This window comes from Gordonia sp. McavH-238-E, assembly GCF_022348225.1.
In the GTDB taxonomy this organism is placed as follows: Bacteria; Actinomycetota; Actinomycetes; order Mycobacteriales; family Mycobacteriaceae; genus Gordonia; species Gordonia terrae.
Genome location: NZ_JAKRFE010000001.1, coordinates 391,457 through 408,259, shown reverse-complemented (window position 1 = coordinate 408,259; position 16,803 = coordinate 391,457). Strand labels below are relative to the sequence as shown.

Below are 16,803 nucleotides of genomic sequence, written 5' to 3'. Positions count from 1 at the left end.
GCACCCATCGGTCGGACGCAGACCACGTCGGAGTACGACTACGGTGACGGTGTGCGTCCCGAGCAGTATCAACCCCCGATGACGTGGACCGGCCGACTGTGGCGGCTCGCGGTCATGCTCGTCGTGTCCGGGGTCGCCTTCGGGACCCGTGCCGCCTACTTGTGGGACAACGCACGCTGGTGGTTTGTGATCGATCTCGCGTTCGGGGTGTTGTCCTACATCGTGATCTGGTGGCGGCGTACGCATCCCGTACCGGTGACCACGTTCACCAACATCGTCGGCATGGTGTCGTCGACGACGCTCGGACCGGGCCTTCTCGCGATGGTGTCCCTGTCCTCTCGACGGCGGTGGGTCGAGATCATCCCGCAGGCTGCCCTGTCCTTCGGAGCCGGGATGATCGCACTCACCTTCTTCGCGACCCCAGCCGAACAAAACGGCCCGATCATCGTCCAGTACGCGGTGACGGCGGTCGCGACAGCGGCGATGGTCGCCTGGGGCCTCTACATCGGTTCGCGCCGTGAGCTTCTCGCCAGCTGGCAGGCGCGCGCTCTCGCGTCCGAGGCGGAACAGCAGGCGAAGGTCATGCAGGCGCGTTCGCTGGAGCGGGCGCGGATCGCCCGGGAGATGCACGACATCCTCGCGCATCGCATCTCGGCCATGAGTATGTCGGCAGGTGCGTTGGCCTACCGCTCGGATCTGTCCGGCGAGCAGATCCGCGAGACGGCGCAGACCATCCAGGAGACCTCACATCTGGCGCTGACCGAGCTCCGGGAGGTGCTCGGGGTTCTGCGCGAAGGGCCCGGTGACGCCACTCCGGAAGAACCGCAGGGGGTGCCCGACCTGTCGGCGCTGATCGAGGAGGCCCGCCGGTTGGGCATGCGTCTGGAGAGCCGTTGCGACATCGACGTGAGTTCGTTGAGCCCGGGGATCTCGCGGACGTTGTACCGGTGCGTGCAGGAGGCCCTGACCAACGCGCGCCGCCACTCGCCGAGTGCGCCGGTGACCCTGCACATCCGCGGCGGACCGGAGCACGGGGTGGACCTGCTCGTCGAGAACCCACTACCGCTGTCGATGGGTTCGAATGCTTCCTCACCGGGATTCGGCCTCGTCGGCCTCGCCGAGCGGGTGCAGCTGCACGGCGGCCGGCAGTCGGCGACGGTCAGTGAGGACAAACGCTTCCTGCTGCACGTCTGGCTACCGTGGCAGTCATGACCGCCCGCATCATGATCGTCGACGACGACCCGCTCGTCCGTTCCGGACTCCGGCTTCTCCTCGGGGGCGATCCAGGTCTCGACATCGTCGCCGAGGCCGGCAACGGTCAGGAGGCCCTCGACATCCACGGCGCCGCGCCCGTGGACCTCGTGCTCATGGATCTGCGGATGCCCGTCCTCGACGGGATCGCGGCGACCGGCCGATTCAAGGAGCTGACCTCACCGCCGGCGGTCATCGTCCTGACGACCTTCGACGCCGACGACTATGTGGTCCGCGCACTCGCGATGGGCGCCGACGGCTTTCTCCTCAAAGACACACCGCCCGACGACATCGTCGCCGCCATCCACGAGGTTCTCGACGGTCGGCCCGCGCTCAGTCCCTCGGTGACCGCCGCATTGATCAAGCAGGTCGTGAGCACCGGTGGCAGTCGTGCGTCGTCCGCGTCCGGGCGGGTCGACCAGCTCACGGCACGTGAACGCGACGTGGCCGTCGAACTGGCCCGCGGCGCGTCGAACGCCGAGATCGCCCAACGCCTCTACATGAGTCTCGCGACCGTCAAGGCGCACATCTCGCACATCTTCACCAAGCTCGATGCGACCAACCGAGTCCAGGTCGCGATCCTCATGCACGATGCCGGGATGGTGTGAGCGCGTGGGTCTGCCGAGATCTACCGTCGCTGGCGCTCACCTGCCGGTCGAGCTCCTATCTGCCGGTTGAGCCCTCACCTGCCGGTTGAGCCCCCTATCTGCCGGTTGAGCCGCTTACCTGCCGGTTGAGCCTGTCGAAACCCCTGGTCCCGTCACCAGCGGGAGGTCGAGTGTCGTGCGAAGTCCCGGGGGGCCGTCGACGACCGCGGGGATGGCGTTCACGATCCGGCCCGCGGCGGCGACGATGGCGGCGTGGTTGTGGTCGCCTTTCCGGCTCGTCGGGCAGATGTCGACGGTGTACGACGGTTCACCGGTGATCTCGACCCGATAGCACCCACCCGGCTGGGCGGGTTGGGCCCAGTCCGGCCGGAGGTCGCCCCGGAGCCGCGTCACGTGCTCGATGACGATCACCGGTTCGCCGGCCACCTTGCCGATGATCTCGAAACGGACGGCAGCCCGGGTGCCCGCGGCGATATGACCGGCCGCGATGTCGAAATCCTCTGGGGCGGGCTCGCTTTCGGAGACCTCCTCGATGTCGTCGACGACGACGCCGAGACCGGCGGCCAATTGCCGGATCGTCGTCCCCCACGCAAGTCCGAGCACACCCGGCAGGAACAGCATCGGCGTCTCGTCGATCGGTTTGCCGAAGCCCATGACGTCGAACATCACCGTGGCCCCGTCATACGTGGCGTAGTCCGCGATCTCCATGCAGCGCACCTGCTCGACCCGCTGGCAGGTGCCCGCGAAGACGAGCGGGATGAGGTCATTGGCGAAGCCGGGGTCGACGCCGGTCACGAACAGGCCGGCTCCGCTGGCGGCGGTGGTCTCCTCGATCTTGGCGATTGCCTTCGCGGGCATCACGTCCCAGGGGTACTGCAGGGTGTTGGGGGAGGACCCGACGACATGGACACCGGCGGCGAGGATGCGCACCACATCGTCGAATGCCTCGACGGGACGGGTGTCGCCCATGGCGCAGTAGACGACGCAGTCAGGTTTCGTGGCGATCGCCTCGTCGACGTCGCCCACCGCCAGGACTCCGGTGGGCGTGTCGACTCCGGCCAGCGTCGCGGCGTCGACTCCGACCTTCTCCGGTGTGGACACGGACACCGCCGCGAGTTCGAACCGCGGGTCCTCGATCAGCTGGGTGAGACACAACCGGCCGACGTTGCCGGTTCCGACGAGAGCTACCCGGATGGTCATGGCGTGGGACTCCTTGCACTCGGTTGTCGCCGGTAGGCGCGGTGTACACCTGTCCGGACGTTTGTCTGTTCAGTAGACCATTTCTCGGTGGAACCTGTTCTATTTTCGTTCCGGTCGCGGTAGCGTTGCCGCCCATGGGACGCGTAGACGACAAGGTTGCAGTGATCACCGGCGGTTCACGGGGCATGGGTGCCGAGCACGCCCGCGCCCTCGTCGCCGAGGGCGCGAAGGTGGTGATCGGCGACATCCTCGACGACGAGGGCAAGACCCTGGCCGCCGAACTCGGGGATGCGGCACGTTACGTCCACCTCGACGTCACCTCGCCCGAGGACTGGCAGACCGTGGTCTCGACCGCGGTCGACGAGTTCGGGAAGCTCAACGTCCTGGTGAACAACGCGGGCATCGTGAACGGGTCGACGATCCAGAAGTTCCGGCTCGACAAGTGGAAGCAGATCCTGGACGTGAACCTGACCGGCACGTTCCTCGGCATCCAGGCGGTCGCCGACCTGATGATCGACGCGGGCGGGGGGTCGATCATCAACGTGTCCTCGGTGGAGGGCCTGCGCGGAAGTCCCTGGGCGCACGGTTACGTCGCGAGCAAGTGGGGTGTCCGCGGTCTGGCGAAATCGGTTGCGCTGGAACTCGCCCCGCACAACGTGCGGGTCAACTCGATCCACCCGGGTCTCATCCGCACCCCGATGACCGAGGGGATTCCCGACGACATGGTGACCGTCCCCATGGGCCGGGCCGCGGAGTCACGCGAGGTGTCGACTTTCGTGGTGTTCCTGGCGAGCGATGAGTCGTCGTATGCGACCGGTGCCGAGTTCGTGATGGACGGCGGCCTCAGCGCCGACGTGCCGCACAAGTGAAGGCCCACACCAGGACGACCATCCCGATCAGTTCGACGAGCGTCTGCGTGATGACCGTCGCCGCGGCGAGTTCCGCGCCGACCGGCACGGCCAGTGCCAGCGGGAGGACGACGAGCGAGTTCCGCGTGGCACCGGAGAAGACGACCGCGGTCGCCGGTTCCGGCGCCAGTCGGAACAGACGCGTCACCGCGAATCCGATCGCCACCATGATGACCAGGAATGCGGCGTAGACCGGGATGACGCCGGCGATGTCGGCGAACCGCGAACCGACCAGGGGTACCTGAGAACTCACGGCGACGAACAGCACGGCCACCATCAGAGGAACCATGGATGCGTCAGCCCCGGCCGACATCCGACGGCCGGTTGCAGACCGGTTCGCCCACGCCTGGGTGGTCCACGCCAAGGCCAACGGGCACACGATGAGGAACAGAAACGCCCACAGGAAGGGTTCCGGCTCGATCACCGATCGCCCGTCGCCGAGGAGCACCAGCAGGTAGAGCGGTGTCAACAGCATCTGGGCGAGGAGCAGCAGCGGCGTGGCCGCGAGGAGCCGGCGGGCGTCGCCGCCGCCGAGACCGGCGAACACCACGACGTAGTCGACACACGGGCACAAGAGGACCAGCAGGGCGCCGAGCCGTATCGCATCGTCGGCGGGTAGTCCGAGGGACAGCACGGCGACCACGAGTGGGGCGACGACGAAGTTCACCAGCAGCACGGCGAGCATGAACCTGCGGTCGCGCCACGAAGCGAGCAGGTCGGACAGGCGGATCTGCAAGAAGGTGACGTAGAGCAGAGCGGCGAGCAGCGGCGTGATCGCCGCCTCGAGACCTTCGGCGGCGCCCGGTGCGAGCAGTCCGGCACCCAGTCCGGCGAGGATGGCGGCGAGATACAGCGCGACCTGATGGCGTTCGAGACGATCGACGACGGTCGCAGGATCGGGCACCGCATCATTCTGCGACACCGCACACTCGTTCATCGACACCGCGGTGGCGCGGTACGGCAGACTCGACGGGTGACCACCCCGTCCCGGCGTACCGACGCCGCGCTCCTGGTCGTCGTGGTCGCGCTCCTCGTCGCGGTGAACATCGGCGCGCATGTCGCCGACGGCGTGTTGTCGGTGGCGATCATCCCGGCTGCAGCCGTCGTGGCCGTGGTCATCGCCCGCCTGGCCGGCCTCGGCTGGCGCGACCTCGGCCTGAGCCGCGCCGAACTACGCGCCGGCATCCCGGTCGCGGTTGCTGCGGTCCTGGTGGTCGCCGCCGTGGTCTCGACGGCGGTGGCCATCCCGGCGACGCGCGAGTTCTTCCTGTCCGACCGATACGACGACACCTCCGAGGCACTCCTCGCGGCGTTCGTCATCATTCCGCTGCAGACCGTTCTGCCCGAAGAAGTCCTGTTCCGCGGTGTGCTGCAGGGTGTTCTGGGCCGGTTGTTCGCCCCGTTGACGACGCTGGTCGTCGGCGCGGTCGCGTTCGGCCTGTGGCACATCCTCTCCTCGACGGGCCTCACCGCGGGCAACGAGGGCCTGAGCGGCATCCTCGGCTCCGGGATGCCTGCGCAGATCGCCGGGATCGCGGGTGCCGTCGTGGCGACGGGGGCCGCGGGTTTCGTACTCGGCTGGCTGCGCCGGCGCACCACGAGTCTCCTCGCGCCGATCGCGCTGCACTGGGCCTTGAACGCGACCGGGGCCATCGGCGCCGCGGTGGCGTGGCAGGCGTCCTAGACCGGCAAGCCTCCGCTCCGTCTTCCGGCAGAACCGCAAAACCTCAGGGACCGGCGACCGCCTCACTCGCGTTCGGCACGATCAAGCGGTTCCGAAGATGCGGTCTCCCGCATCACCGAGTCCTGGACGGATGAAGCCGTTGTCGTCGAGTTCCCGATCGACCGCGGCCGTGTAGATGGGCACGTCGGGGTGCGCGCGGTGGAGCACCCCGATGCCCTCCGGGCAGGCGAGCAGACAGACGAACTTGATGGACTTCGGACCGTACTCCTTGATGCGGTCGATCGCGGCGACCGCTGAATGTCCGGTCGCCAGAAGCGGATCGACGATCACGACGTCACGTTCGGACAGCTCCGACGGCATCTTGAAGTAGTACTCGACGACCACCATGGTCTTGGGATCCCGGTAGAGGCCGATGTGTCCGACTCGCGCGCCGGGAACCACGGTCAGCATGCCGTCGGCGATGCCCGCACCGGCACGAAGCACCGCGGCGAACACCAGCTTCTTGCCGTCGATGACCCGCGCGGTGGTGGTCTCGAGCGGTGTGTCGATGGTGATCTCGTGCATCGGGATGTCGCGCAGGACGTCGTAGGCCATGAGGATGGAGATCTCGTCGAGGAGGCGACGGAAGTCGTTGGTCGACGTCTCCTTACGACGCATCAGCGTCAGCTTGTGTTGCACGAGCGGATGGTCGATGACGGCGACGCTGCTCATGGAAACCTCTCGGTCGTCGGTAGATGAGGTGTGCGGATCCGGCCGTGTGCCGATGCTGCGCTCAGAACACGGTGCCGGTACTTCGAATCGACAACGGCGGCAGTCCGTGTCGAAGCCGGCCCGCCAGGATCCGGCCGGCCGACCAGGTTCCGCCCTCGAGCACGCAGGCAAGGGGCATGGTGGTCGTATCCGCGCCGAAACGCGCGCGCACGCGGTCGGCGACCTCGTCGATGAGCGCGACGGTGAGCGCGCGCCATTCGACGACGAGTTCGTCGCCGACCTCCCACTCATGGTCCGCCCAGCTCGCGTCGCGGAGCTCGAGCACACCGGAGTCGAGCAGCAGGCCACCGTTGCGGTACTCGGGGAGACCGGTCAGCTCGTCGAGTCCGGTCACCTGGACACCGGACCACCGAAACGGCTCGAGCAGCGAATACGTCAGCCACTGCGACAGTTTGTGGAACGGCACCCAGCCGGCGGTGAGGCCCGGACCGACGACCGCGTCGTGGTGCCAGCAGTCGCCCAGTGGATGGGCGTCGATCGCGTTGTCCGACGGCCAGATCGCGCCGAGGTGGTCGAGGACCGCGTTCAGGATGTCCACCGCGGACACCTCTGCGCGCCCACCGCGGGTGAGGTGATCGAACAGGCCGCCGGGTCGTGCGTCCGGACCGAATATCTCGGGCCGGCCGGCCAGGACCTCGCCCAGGCGACGCAGGAGGTCGGCCCGTCCGGACAGTCCGGTGAGGGAGTTGTCGGGACCCACCTGGAAGGCGGCGCCGAGAGCATCGGCGCTGATCCGGTTCAGGCCCGCGGCATCGACCCGGAGCGGATCCGCCGGGTCGCTCGAGAACAGTCCGTCACAGAACGCCGCCCAGCTCGCGACCCCGAGTCCTTCCGAACGCGTCAGGACGAGCCCGGTCGACTGTTCGCGAAACGACCACTCGGGTCCGGCTCCGGCATCCAGCAGAACGCTGACGAGCACGACGTCGATGAGGGCCCGGGTCCGCTCGGCCGAACCGGCCGTCGGCAACGCGGCGTCGAGCGCGCCGAGACGGTCGACACCACCGGCCTCGAAGTGTCGCCATCGACTGTGAAAAGGTATGTCCCCATCCGGATACCGTGACCTGGTCGTCTCCGCGACGAGGTCGGCCGCCGCGTCCAGTCCCTTGTCGTGGACCACGAACCACGGGGAGTCACCGGCCCGCGCCCGTTCGAGAAGTTGTCGCGACCGGCTCCGGACGGTGGCGGTCGACCGCAGCAACCGGGCCGCCTGCGACGCCGACAACTCCACCTGTGGCGCGCCGGTCATCACAACCCCCGGCCCTTGACCTGCCGCAACTGCTCGGCGTCGGGGACCGGTCCGGGGGTGAAGTAGCCGGCGGCCATCTTCGCGTCGATCTCGACCCGGGCATCGGCGGGGACCAGTTCGTCGGGGATGTTGACGCGCTCGCCGACCTCGATACCCGAGCCGGTGATGGCGTCGTACTTCATGTTCGACATCGACACCAGGTGATGGATTCTGGTGATGCCGAACCAGTGCAGGACGTCGGGCATGAGCTCCTGGAACCGCATGTCCTGTACGCCCGCAACGCATTCGGTGCGTGCGAAGTACTGGTCTGCGGTGTCACCACCGAGCTGCCGTTTACGTGCGTTGTAGACGAGGAACTTGGTGACCTCGCCGAGGGCACGCCCCTCCTTGCGGGAGTAGGCGACCAGGCCGACGCCACCGCGCTGGGTGCCGCGGATGCACTCCTCGATCGCGTGTGTCAGATAGGGACGGCACGTACAGATGTCCGAGCCGAAGACGTCGGAGCCGTTGCATTCGTCGTGCACCCGTGCGGTCAGTTCCACCGAGGGATCGGCGAGGTCGCGGGCGTCGCCGAAGATGTAGACCGTCTGTCCGCCGATCGGTGGCAGGAAAACCTCCAGGTCCGAGCGCGTGACGAGTTCGGGGTACATGCCCCCGGTCTCCTCGAACAACACCCGACGCAGCTCGGCTTCGGAGCAACCGAAACGATCGGCCACCCCGGGGAGGTGCCACACCGGTTCCACCGCCGCCTTGGTGACCAGGGCGGCGCCGTTGGGCAGCAGGACCTCGCCGTCGGGGACGAGACGGCCCTTCTCGATGGCCTCGGCGATCTCGGGGAGGATGACGTGGGCCTTGGTCACCGCGATGGTCGGCCGGATGTCGTACCCACGGCGGATCTCGTCGGGGAAACTCTCTGCGACCGTTGCTCCCCAGGGATCCAGCGAGACGATGGCGCGCGGGTCACCCCATTGCGGATACGGCCCGATGTGGTCGGTGGGTGAGGTGTTGGTGAGATCGGCCCGGTGTTCTCGTGCGAGGGCCCCGGCGGCGACGGCCAGTGCGCGATAGACGCTGTAGGAGCCGCTGTGGGTGCCGATGACGTTGCGATGCGCTCGCGTGCCCGTCGTCCCGATGACGGGACCGCGTTCGGCCGCGGTGCCGGCCCCCCAGCGGATGGGCGGCGCGTCGATCCCGCCGCTGTGCGAGGTCAGTCGGATGTGGCCCAGGGACCTGTGCTCGCCGGACATCGTCGTCGTCCTCACCTTCTGTCGAGACGGTCACCCGCCACTTCAGGGAAAGCGCCAGCATAGTTCCGGATGCCCGTGTCCGCCGGGTGATGCCGAACGCCGCGGCGGCGGCACCCACCGAGGGTGCCGCCGCCGCGTCCCGGACGTCTCGACCAGATGAGTCGGCTCCCGTCAGACGTCGAACCGGTCGAGGTTCATCACCTTGTCCCAGGCCGCGACGAAGTCGTTCACGAACTTCTCGGCAGCATCGTCGGTTGCGTACACCTCGGCGAGGGCACGCAACTGGGAGTTCGACGAGAACGCCAGATCGGCGCGGGTGCCGGTCCAGATCTGCTGACCGGTGGCGCGATCGCGACCGATGTACACGTTCTCTTGATCCGACGCCGACCAGGCCGTCGACATGTCCAGCAGGTTGACGAAGAAGTCGTTCGTCAGGACGCCGGGGCGATCGGTCAGGACACCGGCGGTCGACCCGCCGAAGTTGTTGCCCAGCACGCGGAGTCCACCCACCAGCACGGTCATCTCGGGAGCGCTGAGGGTCAGCAGCGCCGCCTTGTCGACGAGGGCGAACTCGGCCGGGAGGACGCCGGCCTTGCCGACGTAGTTGCGGAACCCATCTGCCTTCGGTTCGAGGTGCGCCAGGGAATCGACGTCTGTTTCCTCCTGCGAGGCGTCGGTACGCCCCGGTGTGAACGGCACGGTGATGTCGATGCCGGCGTCTCGCGCGGCCTTCTCCACGGCCGCCGCGCCGCCGAGGACCACCAGGTCGGCGAAGGAGATCGTCGCTCCGGACTCCCCGGTGAACGAGTCCCGGATGCCCTCGAGCGTGCGGACCACGGGTGCCAGCTCGTCGGGTTCGTTGACCTCCCACGAGGACTGCGGCTGCAAGCGGATGCGGCCGCCGTTGGCACCACCGCGCTTGTCGCTACCGCGAAAACTCGACGCCGCCGCCCAGGCGGTCTTGACGAGTTGCGCGACAGTCAATCCCGACTCCAGCAGCGTCGCCTTCAGGTTCGCGACGTCGGTCGCGGACACGACCGGTCCCTCATGCGCCGGGACATTGTCCTGCCAGAGGTAGGTCTCGGTCGGGACCAGCGGACCGCGATAGCGGACGGCGGGCCCCATGTCGCGGTGCAGCAGTTTGAACCAGGCCTTGGCGAATTCGTCGGCCAGTTCCTCGGGACGGTCCAACCAGCGGCGGGTGATCCGCTCGAAACCCGGGTCGTACCGCATCGCCAGGTCGGTGGTCAGCATCGACGGGTGGGTGGTGTCCTCGCCGAACGCCTTCGGGACGGTGCCCGCCCCGGCCCCGTCCTTCGGACGCCACTGGTTGGCACCGGCCGGGCTCTTGTAGAGCTCCCACTCGTAACCGTAGAGGGTCTCGAGAAAGGCGTTGTCCCAGGTGGTGGGGGTGGGATTCCAGATCACCTCGAGGCCACTGGTGATCGCGTCGGCGCCCTTGCCCGTCCCGTGTGAGCTGGTCCACCCGAGGCCGGCGTCCGCGACGTCTGCTGCCTCGGGCTCGGGACCCACCAGTCCGGCGTCACCTGCGCCGTGGGTCTTGCCGAAGGTGTGGCCGCCGACGATCAGGGCGGCGGTCTCGACATCGTTCATCGCCATGCGCGCGAACGTCTCCCGGATGTCCACCGCAGACGCGAGAATGTCCGGATTGCCGTTCGGCCCTTCCGGATTGACATAGATGAGACCCATCTGCACCGCGGCAAGCGGATTCTCGAGGTCACGGTTGCCCGAGTACCGCTGGTCGGCGAGCCACTCGAGTTCGGGTCCCCAGTAGACCTCGTCGGGCTCCCACTCGTCCACGCGCCCGAAGGCAAAGCCGGCGGTGGTGAATCCCATCGACTCCAGAGCGACGTTCCCGGCGAAGACCAGCAGGTCGGCCCAGGACAACGCCGTGCCGTACTTCTTCTTGATCGGCCACAGCAGGCGGCGCGCCTTGTCCAGGTTGGCGTTGTCCGGCCAGCTGTTGAGCGGGGCGAATCGCTGCATGCCGGCACCGGCGCCGCCGCGGCCGTCCTCCACCCGGTAGGTGCCCGCGGCGTGCCAGGACATGCGGACGAACAGGCCGCCGTAGTGGCCGAAGTCGGCGGGCCACCAGTCCTGGGAATCGGTCATGAGCGCGGTCAGATCGGCACGCAGGGCCTCGACGTCGAGGTTCTCCAGCGCTGTGTCGTAGTCGAACTCGGCGTCCATCGGATTCGCGACGTCGGGATTGTGCTGCAACACCTTGAGATTCAACTGGTTCGGCCACCAGTCCCGGTTGCCACCGCCCTGGGTGGGGGGCTTGAGCCGACCGTGCGCGACCGGGCATGTGCCCCCGCCGGCGGGCTCGGTGTTCGCCTCGGCGATCGGTGGATGCTCCCGGGCTTCCGGGGAAGGCGGAGCAGAGACGGACGAGGGGTCGTGCGGTGCCATCTGGGTTTCCTTTCGGGCACGATGAGAACTGCGATCGCCGGGGCGGTGATCACAGACCGGGAGCGGAGTGTGTTGTCGGGCTATCGGCCGGAGCCGGGGGTGCAGTCGGGGCAGTAGCCCCAGTAGATGACCTCGGCTTCGTCGATGACGAAACCCCGGTCGTCGGACGGGGTCAGGCACGGGGCTTCGCCGGTTGCGCAGTCGACGTCGCCGATGAATCCGCATGTACGGCATATCACGTGGTGATGGTTGTCCCCGACGCGTGACTCATATCGAGACGCGTGGCCCGATGGTTGGATACGCCGGATCAGCCCGGCTGAGGTCAGCACGCCCAGAACGTCGTACACCGTCTGTTGCGAGACCGCGGGCAGCCGTTCGCGAGCGGCACGGAGTACCTCGTCGGTGTCGGCATGGGGGTGGGCACGTACGGACTGCATCACCACGATGCGTGGACGGGTCACCCGCAAACCCGCCGCCCGGAGATGCCGGGTGCAGTCGTCGTCGGTGAGCATGTCGTTCATCGTGCCCATTTTTCTGGAATCATTCAAGTTTATGGCGAAAGTGAGGTGCCGATCACTGACGCTCGGCGTCGTAAGATCGGGCCATGCCGACTGCGACGCCGACTCGTGCGCGGGTGACCCGGTGAGCCGATTCGACGAGGTCGTCGACGAGCTCTACGGTCTCGCGCCCGACGCGTTCGTGAAGCGCCGGAACGAACTCGCTCGCGAGGCCAAGGCGGACGGTGATCGTGAACTAGCCGGGCGGATCGACAAGCTCCGTCGACCGACGCAAGCGGCTTGGGCCATCAATCAATGGGTGCGCGCGCATCCCGACGACAGTGCGCTCATCGCCGAGTTGGCGTCAGAACTGACCGTGGCACAGCGTCGCTCGGCGGTCGACAAGATGCGCGCGTTGTCCCGACGCCGCCAGGAACTGATCAACTCGTCGGTGACCGCGGTTGCGAGGGCCGCGGCCGACCGTCGGGTGCGGCTGGCAGACAGCGCCATTCGCGAGGTCACGCAGACATTGCGCGCCGCAGTGGCCGACCGCGACGTGCTCGAGCAGGTGTTGCGGGGCAACCTCACCGCATCCGCCGAGTACAGCGGCTTCGGACCCGCCGGGGTGTTCGTGGTTCCGGAGCCGTCGCCGGAACCCGATCGGAGCGAGGCCGAGACGCGCGACGCGTCAAGTGCTGCCGACGATTCGGAACCCTCGTCGTCCGATGACACCGACCGCGAATCCGACCGCGAACGTCGGGAGCTCGAAGCCCGGTTGACCGACGCGGAGGCGGGCGAGCGGGCAGCGCGATCTCACCTCGAGGATGCGTCGGACACGGTGGACGGCGTGTCGTCGGAGGTCGACGAGATCGTCGGCCGAGCCCAGGAACTGCGGGCGGAGCTGGCGCGGTGCGAGGAATCGTTGCGCTTTGCGCGGCAACGTCTCTCGACCGCCGAGCAGGGGCGGTCCGAGGCGCGGATCGCTCTCCGTGAGGCGGTCGCGGCCACCAACGAGATCCGCGCGGCGCTCGCCGAGCTCTGAGGTCGCCGCGGTGCCTCCGCGTCGCCGTCGCCGTAGGTCAGCGCGTCAGATGGAAGCGCAGCAACTCGGTGCTGCCGTTGAGCGCGCGACCCCAGTACCCGCCCCGGCCGTCGGCCCGGAGTTCGTCGCGCACGAATCCGACGGTGGTCCCCGAATAGTCCACGACGATGACGGGCGCGCCGTCCTGCACCGAGCGGCCGCGGTAGACCGCACCGGGGAAGGCCCAGCCGACCGCGGTGTTGTTGACGACACGCGAGCCGGTGAAGTTCTTGCCGAACCACACGGTGTCGGCGATGGGTGCGCTGGTGACGTTGCCGCGGTAGTACCCGCTCGGCATCGGAGGGGCGGCCAGTGCTGTCCCGGGGGCGACCAGGGTGAGTACTCCGGCGATCGCAACCGCGGCCGCCGGTGCGGCGCAGTGCCTGTATCGAGAGTCGAGTGTGGTGCTCATCTGTCCAGTGAACGCCCGTGCCATCTCGATGACCTGGCATCGGCCATGCCGATGCGAAATCGAAAGCGACGGTCAGTGGCCGAGGAGGCGGAGCGAGTCGTCGCGTCGGAGCACGAAGAAGTACGGCTTCGGCGAACCCTTCAGATCCATGGCGCCCAAGACGGCGTCGTCGGAGATCCGGTGGAAGACGTCGTTGATCGGCAACTGGTCATACGACATCGTCGCGGTGTCGGTGCCGCGGTACCGGGTGGTGCGCAACCGGGCGCGTGACCGCCGGGTCTGGCTCAGCAGACGGGTTGCCGCGATCGGAGTCGCGAAGGACATCGAAGTGACCCCCGGTGCCTTCTCGGCGACGCCGAGTCCGCCGAAGGCGATCGCGGGGTTCATCGCCCACAGCGCCGAACCGTCGCGGGTTGGGAAGAGCAGGGGGTGCACGGTCTCGGCATCCACGAACTGTTTTCCCCACCAGCCGCTTGCGGCCAGGAACCCGTCCAGCGGGTGATCGGTCGGGAGCTCGGCACCGCGCCAGGTGCCGATCATGAAGTCGGGTTCGACCGCGGGGGAGGAGTCGAACAGGTCGAGCGCCTCGGCGGTCGTGGTCGGTGTGGTGGGCAGGATCTCGCGCACATGCATGTCGACGATCGTACGTGCAAAGACACAGGATCTGAAGAATGTCGCAACGATGGCCCGGCTGGGCGATCGCGGCATGACGCCCGACGTCCCGGAATAGCCGTTCCGCTCACCGGGTTGCCGCAGGCATGACCCACTCCACGTATGACCCCCGTGATCTCCTCGCCGAAGGTGGTCTCGGTGTCCTCGCCACGATCAAGGCATCGGGACTTCCGCAGCTGTCCCCGGTGACCCCTTTCTACGACCGCGACGCCGAGACCATCTATGTCTCGATGACCGAGGGCCGGGCCAAGACCGCGAATCTCAGGCGCGATCCGCGCGCGGCCCTGGAGATCACCGGGCCCGACCGCTACACCTGGGCGACCGCGGAGGGCACCGTCACGCTGATCGGCCCGGGCACCGAACCGGACGGACCCGAGGTCGAGGCGCTCGTGGACTATTACCGCAAGGCCGCAGGCGAACACCCGGACTGGGACGAATACCGCAGCGTGATGGTCGCCGACCGTCGCGTTCTCATGGTCATGTCGGTGGACCGGGTGTACGGCGAACGTCTTCGCTGAGGTGGCGGCGCCGGAGTCGACGAGATTGCGATGACGAATTAGGACACGGGCTGTCCTCGCGATGTCGCAGAGTGGGTCCCATGGCGACAGACTTTCAGGTGACGTTCGATTGTGGTGACCCGGCTTCGTTGTCGGGGTTCTGGGCCGAGGTGCTCGGCTACCGGCTCCAGGACCCACCGCCCGGCTTCGACAGCTGGGATGCCGCGCTCGAGGCCTTCGGTGTCCCGCCGGAACGCCGGAACGACGCGTCGGGCGTGATCGATCCCGACGGACGCGGGCCCCGGTTGTTCTTCCAGCGCGTCCCCGAGGGGAAGGCGGCGAAAAACCGGGTACACCTCGATGTTCGTGCGGCGCCCGGTCTGCGCGGCGATGATCGGATGGCCGCCTTGGAAGCCGAGGCAGACCGGCTCGTCGCGTTGGGCGCGACCAGGGTCGAACGGCACGACCCCGCACCACCGCTCGGCGAGGGGCACATCGTTCTGCAGGACCCCGAGGGCAACGAGTTCTGCCTGGACTAGGGTTCTCGACGCGACCGAGCGCGCTATGTCCGCTCTGTCGCCACGGAATCCGGTGTCAGGGAGATGTTTCCGGCCCTGCCCAGCGTCCCGTCGAGGTCTGGTTGTTCGAAGGTGACCTCGGCGGAACGCCCCTCCACCGAGAGCGTGGCAATGGTGTTGCCGAACAGTGGGCCGAGAGTGTTGCGCCAGGCGACCGGTAGTTCGGGCGATCCGCCGCGACGGGCCCACCGACGCACAACGGAGGCGAGCCGAGTGGACCACCCCACCCGGAACACCACCTTGATATAGGGCGGGATCGCGTTGTGCACCGGCGAACACACCAACTGGTGCACGTCCGCACTGGTCGCATCCGAAAACGCGGCACGCGCCGCATAGCTGTGGTGGACATCGCCGGACAGCACGCTGATCGTCGCCGGTCCCGGGTCGCGGCTCGCGACCCGGCGGATCATCTCGCTGAGCCGGACGAAGGAGTCGAAGAAGGCCGGCCAGTGCTCGAGGTCGGCCCCCTGCCGGATCGTCTCGGCCAGTCGTCCTCGACGCCCCGACTGCCGGGCGCCGATCTCGTTGAGGGTCTCCGCATCACCGATGACCGGCGGCAGCAACCACGGCAGCGACGAACCGAGCACGAGGTGGTCGAGCCGTTCGAGATCATCCTCGACCTGGTTCTCGACCCACTCGAATTCGACGTCGCTCAACATCTTCCGCGTTCCGCCGGAGAGGATGCGCCCGTTGCGGGAGTCGATCATGATCAGCCGGGTGTTGCCCAGATCCCAGCGGAAACTGAACCGGATGCCCTTCGTCCCGTCGGTCTCGCGATCGGCGCGATCCGCAACGTCGACGAGGTGGGGCCAACAGTCGCCGTCGATGTCGCGGACGCGGCGGTAGTCCTCGGACTCGCGGAGTTCGGCCGGGGAGAGGTTGCCGAGATGCTGATACACCCAGTACGAGGCCAGGCCCGCACGAATCCGGTCCTGCCACCAGGGCTTCTCACTCATCTGTCGACGCCAGGTGTCGGAGGTGTTCCAATCGTCGCGGATGTCGTGATCGTCGAAGATCATGGCCGTCGCCACGGTCGAGAGGATCCACCGGATCTCGGGGTCTCCCCAGGTGTGTCGATACAGGCCTTCGTACTCCTCGAAGTCGACGACCTCGTCCGCCGGTCCGGCGGTCGACGTCCGACTCGATTCGAGCGACTCCTTCACCTGCGGGGTCAGCTCGTCGGCGTACACCTGGTCGCCGAGCAGGATGAGCGTGTCCGGCCATTCTTCGACGGGGAGATGGCGCATGCGGATGGCATAGCAGTCCAGCGCGTCGAGTCCGAGTTTCTCGTCGAGCTTCGGATCCTCGGCCCGGGGGTACCGGCAGGATCCGAACACGAAGCGGTGCCGGTCGGCGGTCTCGGGGCCACGGGTCCGGATGACGCTGGGCGGGAACTCCGTGTCGGGGAGCGGCCACTCGAGGGCACCGTTGACGCGGACCTGGTACTCGGTGGTGGTGTCGGGTACCAGGCCGGTGACCTCGACCAACGCGTAATGGTGACCGGATACCTCGAAGGTCCGGGTGCCGCACCCGAGGACCTCCACCTCGCCCGGTTCGTCGGTCTGCACCCAGACCAGCGCGGAGGTCTCGTCGACGTGCCGGAGGATCGGACCCAGAACCAAAGCCATTCGATCAGAGTAGGCCGTCGCGTCGGCTCGTGCGGCCACGTCGATCGGTGCGATGACTTCGCCCGGGTCGACGAGTCTGTACTCCTGGTG

17 protein-coding genes are annotated in these 16,803 nt (G+C 67.8%); 7 read left to right on the top strand and 10 right to left on the bottom strand.

Annotation, left to right across the window (positions count from 1 at the left end; genetic code table 11):
- Positions 1-78: 78 nt before the first annotated feature.
- Complete coding sequence (locus MHN80_RS01825) at positions 79-1,212, top strand: sensor histidine kinase (protein WP_239399079.1); 1,134 nt, start codon at positions 79-81, stop codon at positions 1,210-1,212.
- A complete protein-coding gene (locus MHN80_RS01820; RefSeq protein WP_101822661.1) occupies positions 1,209-1,859 on the top strand; it encodes a response regulator transcription factor in 651 nt (216 codons plus the stop codon). Before MHN80_RS01825 ends, MHN80_RS01820 begins: the two co-directional genes overlap by 4 nt.
- Positions 1,860-1,973: 114 nt before the next feature.
- On the opposite strand, the gene MHN80_RS01815 is transcribed toward MHN80_RS01820, so the two are convergent.
- On the bottom strand, positions 1,974-3,059 hold the full coding sequence (locus tag MHN80_RS01815; RefSeq protein ID WP_101822662.1) for a diacylglycerol kinase: 1,086 nt from the start codon (positions 3,057-3,059) through the stop codon (positions 1,974-1,976).
- A gap of 134 nt (positions 3,060-3,193) precedes the next feature.
- Between MHN80_RS01815 and MHN80_RS01810 the strand changes: the two genes are divergently transcribed.
- A complete protein-coding gene (locus MHN80_RS01810) occupies positions 3,194-3,928 on the top strand; it encodes a glucose 1-dehydrogenase (RefSeq protein ID WP_004018701.1) in 735 nt (244 codons plus the stop codon).
- Here the strand turns inward: MHN80_RS01810 and MHN80_RS01805 are convergent.
- A complete protein-coding gene (locus MHN80_RS01805) occupies positions 3,903-4,871 on the bottom strand; it encodes an arsenic resistance protein (protein WP_374206295.1) in 969 nt (322 codons plus the stop codon). The two genes, MHN80_RS01810 and MHN80_RS01805, sit on opposite strands and share 26 nt — an antisense overlap.
- A gap of 69 nt (positions 4,872-4,940) precedes the next feature.
- Between MHN80_RS01805 and MHN80_RS01800 the strand changes: the two genes are divergently transcribed.
- Positions 4,941-5,651, top strand: coding sequence for a CPBP family intramembrane glutamic endopeptidase (locus MHN80_RS01800; RefSeq protein WP_239399075.1), 711 nt, complete (start codon positions 4,941-4,943; stop codon positions 5,649-5,651).
- An 81-nt stretch (positions 5,652-5,732) separates the two neighbouring features.
- Here the strand turns inward: MHN80_RS01800 and upp are convergent, their stop codons facing one another.
- From upp to MHN80_RS01775, 5 genes are all read right to left on the bottom strand, one after another.
- Positions 5,733-6,362, bottom strand: a complete 630-nt coding sequence (gene upp, locus MHN80_RS01795) for a uracil phosphoribosyltransferase (protein WP_004018698.1) — start codon at positions 6,360-6,362, stop codon at positions 5,733-5,735.
- Between the two features lie 61 nt (positions 6,363-6,423).
- Entirely contained in the window at positions 6,424-7,668 is a 1,245-nt protein-coding gene (locus MHN80_RS01790; RefSeq protein WP_239399074.1) for a URC4/urg3 family protein, read from the bottom strand.
- A complete protein-coding gene (locus MHN80_RS01785; RefSeq protein WP_004018696.1) occupies positions 7,668-8,915 on the bottom strand; it encodes a GTP cyclohydrolase II in 1,248 nt (415 codons plus the stop codon). Before MHN80_RS01785 ends, MHN80_RS01790 begins: the two co-directional genes overlap by 1 nt.
- 171 nt (positions 8,916-9,086) lie before the next feature.
- Positions 9,087-11,348, bottom strand: coding sequence for a catalase/peroxidase HPI (gene katG / locus MHN80_RS01780; RefSeq protein ID WP_239399072.1), 2,262 nt, complete (start codon positions 11,346-11,348; stop codon positions 9,087-9,089).
- Between the two features lie 80 nt (positions 11,349-11,428).
- Positions 11,429-11,860 (bottom strand): Fur family transcriptional regulator, encoded by a 432-nt coding sequence (locus MHN80_RS01775; protein ID WP_239399282.1) that lies wholly within the window; start codon positions 11,858-11,860, stop codon positions 11,429-11,431.
- Between the two features lie 130 nt (positions 11,861-11,990).
- Between MHN80_RS01775 and MHN80_RS01770 the strand changes: the two genes are divergently transcribed.
- Complete coding sequence (locus tag MHN80_RS01770; RefSeq protein WP_239399070.1) at positions 11,991-12,887, top strand: hypothetical protein; 897 nt, start codon at positions 11,991-11,993, stop codon at positions 12,885-12,887.
- Between the two features lie 37 nt (positions 12,888-12,924).
- On the opposite strand, the gene MHN80_RS01765 is transcribed toward MHN80_RS01770, so the two are convergent.
- Positions 12,925-13,338 carry a hypothetical protein gene (locus MHN80_RS01765; RefSeq protein ID WP_239399068.1) on the bottom strand — a complete coding sequence of 138 codons (414 nt, stop codon included), beginning with the start codon at positions 13,336-13,338 and terminating at the stop codon, positions 12,925-12,927.
- Positions 13,339-13,410: 72 nt separating this feature from the next.
- Complete coding sequence (locus MHN80_RS01760; RefSeq protein WP_004018690.1) at positions 13,411-13,971, bottom strand: DUF4334 domain-containing protein; 561 nt, start codon at positions 13,969-13,971, stop codon at positions 13,411-13,413.
- A 125-nt stretch (positions 13,972-14,096) separates the two neighbouring features.
- On the opposite strand from MHN80_RS01760, the gene MHN80_RS01755 reads away from it, so the two are divergent.
- Together MHN80_RS01755 and MHN80_RS01750 are read left to right on the top strand one after the other, a co-directional pair.
- A complete protein-coding gene (locus tag MHN80_RS01755) occupies positions 14,097-14,528 on the top strand; it encodes a PPOX class F420-dependent oxidoreductase (RefSeq protein WP_064570131.1) in 432 nt (143 codons plus the stop codon).
- Between the two features lie 80 nt (positions 14,529-14,608).
- Positions 14,609-15,046 carry a VOC family protein gene (locus MHN80_RS01750; RefSeq protein WP_033204893.1) on the top strand — a complete coding sequence of 146 codons (438 nt, stop codon included), beginning with the start codon at positions 14,609-14,611 and terminating at the stop codon, positions 15,044-15,046.
- 23 nt (positions 15,047-15,069) lie between these two features.
- Here the strand turns inward: MHN80_RS01750 and MHN80_RS01745 are convergent, their stop codons facing one another.
- A complete protein-coding gene (locus tag MHN80_RS01745; protein WP_239399066.1) occupies positions 15,070-16,713 on the bottom strand; it encodes an alkaline phosphatase D family protein in 1,644 nt (547 codons plus the stop codon).
- Between the last annotated feature and the right edge of the window lie 90 nt (positions 16,714-16,803).

Coding starts and splice junctions, on each gene's coding strand:
- MHN80_RS01825 (WP_239399079.1), top strand. CDS start 79: ATGACGTGGACCGGCCGACTGTGGCGGCTCGCGGTCATGCTCGTCGTG.
- MHN80_RS01820 (WP_101822661.1), top strand. CDS start 1,209: ATGACCGCCCGCATCATGATCGTCGACGACGACCCGCTCGTCCGTTCC.
- MHN80_RS01815 (WP_101822662.1), bottom strand. CDS start 3,059: ATGACCATCCGGGTAGCTCTCGTCGGAACCGGCAACGTCGGCCGGTTG.
- MHN80_RS01810 (WP_004018701.1), top strand. CDS start 3,194: ATGGGACGCGTAGACGACAAGGTTGCAGTGATCACCGGCGGTTCACGG.
- upp (WP_004018698.1), bottom strand. CDS start 6,362: ATGAGCAGCGTCGCCGTCATCGACCATCCGCTCGTGCAACACAAGCTG.
- MHN80_RS01790 (WP_239399074.1), bottom strand. CDS start 7,668: ATGACCGGCGCGCCACAGGTGGAGTTGTCGGCGTCGCAGGCGGCCCGG.
- MHN80_RS01785 (WP_004018696.1), bottom strand. CDS start 8,915: ATGTCCGGCGAGCACAGGTCCCTGGGCCACATCCGACTGACCTCGCAC.
- katG (WP_239399072.1), bottom strand. CDS start 11,348: ATGGCACCGCACGACCCCTCGTCCGTCTCTGCTCCGCCTTCCCCGGAA.
- MHN80_RS01775 (WP_239399282.1), bottom strand. CDS start 11,860: ATGCTCACCGACGACGACTGCACCCGGCATCTCCGGGCGGCGGGTTTG.
- MHN80_RS01765 (WP_239399068.1), bottom strand. CDS start 13,338: ATGAGCACCACACTCGACTCTCGATACAGGCACTGCGCCGCACCGGCG.
- MHN80_RS01760 (WP_004018690.1), bottom strand. CDS start 13,971: ATGCATGTGCGCGAGATCCTGCCCACCACACCGACCACGACCGCCGAG.
- MHN80_RS01755 (WP_064570131.1), top strand. CDS start 14,097: ATGACCCACTCCACGTATGACCCCCGTGATCTCCTCGCCGAAGGTGGT.
- MHN80_RS01750 (WP_033204893.1), top strand. CDS start 14,609: ATGGCGACAGACTTTCAGGTGACGTTCGATTGTGGTGACCCGGCTTCG.
- MHN80_RS01745 (WP_239399066.1), bottom strand. CDS start 16,713: ATGGCTTTGGTTCTGGGTCCGATCCTCCGGCACGTCGACGAGACCTCC.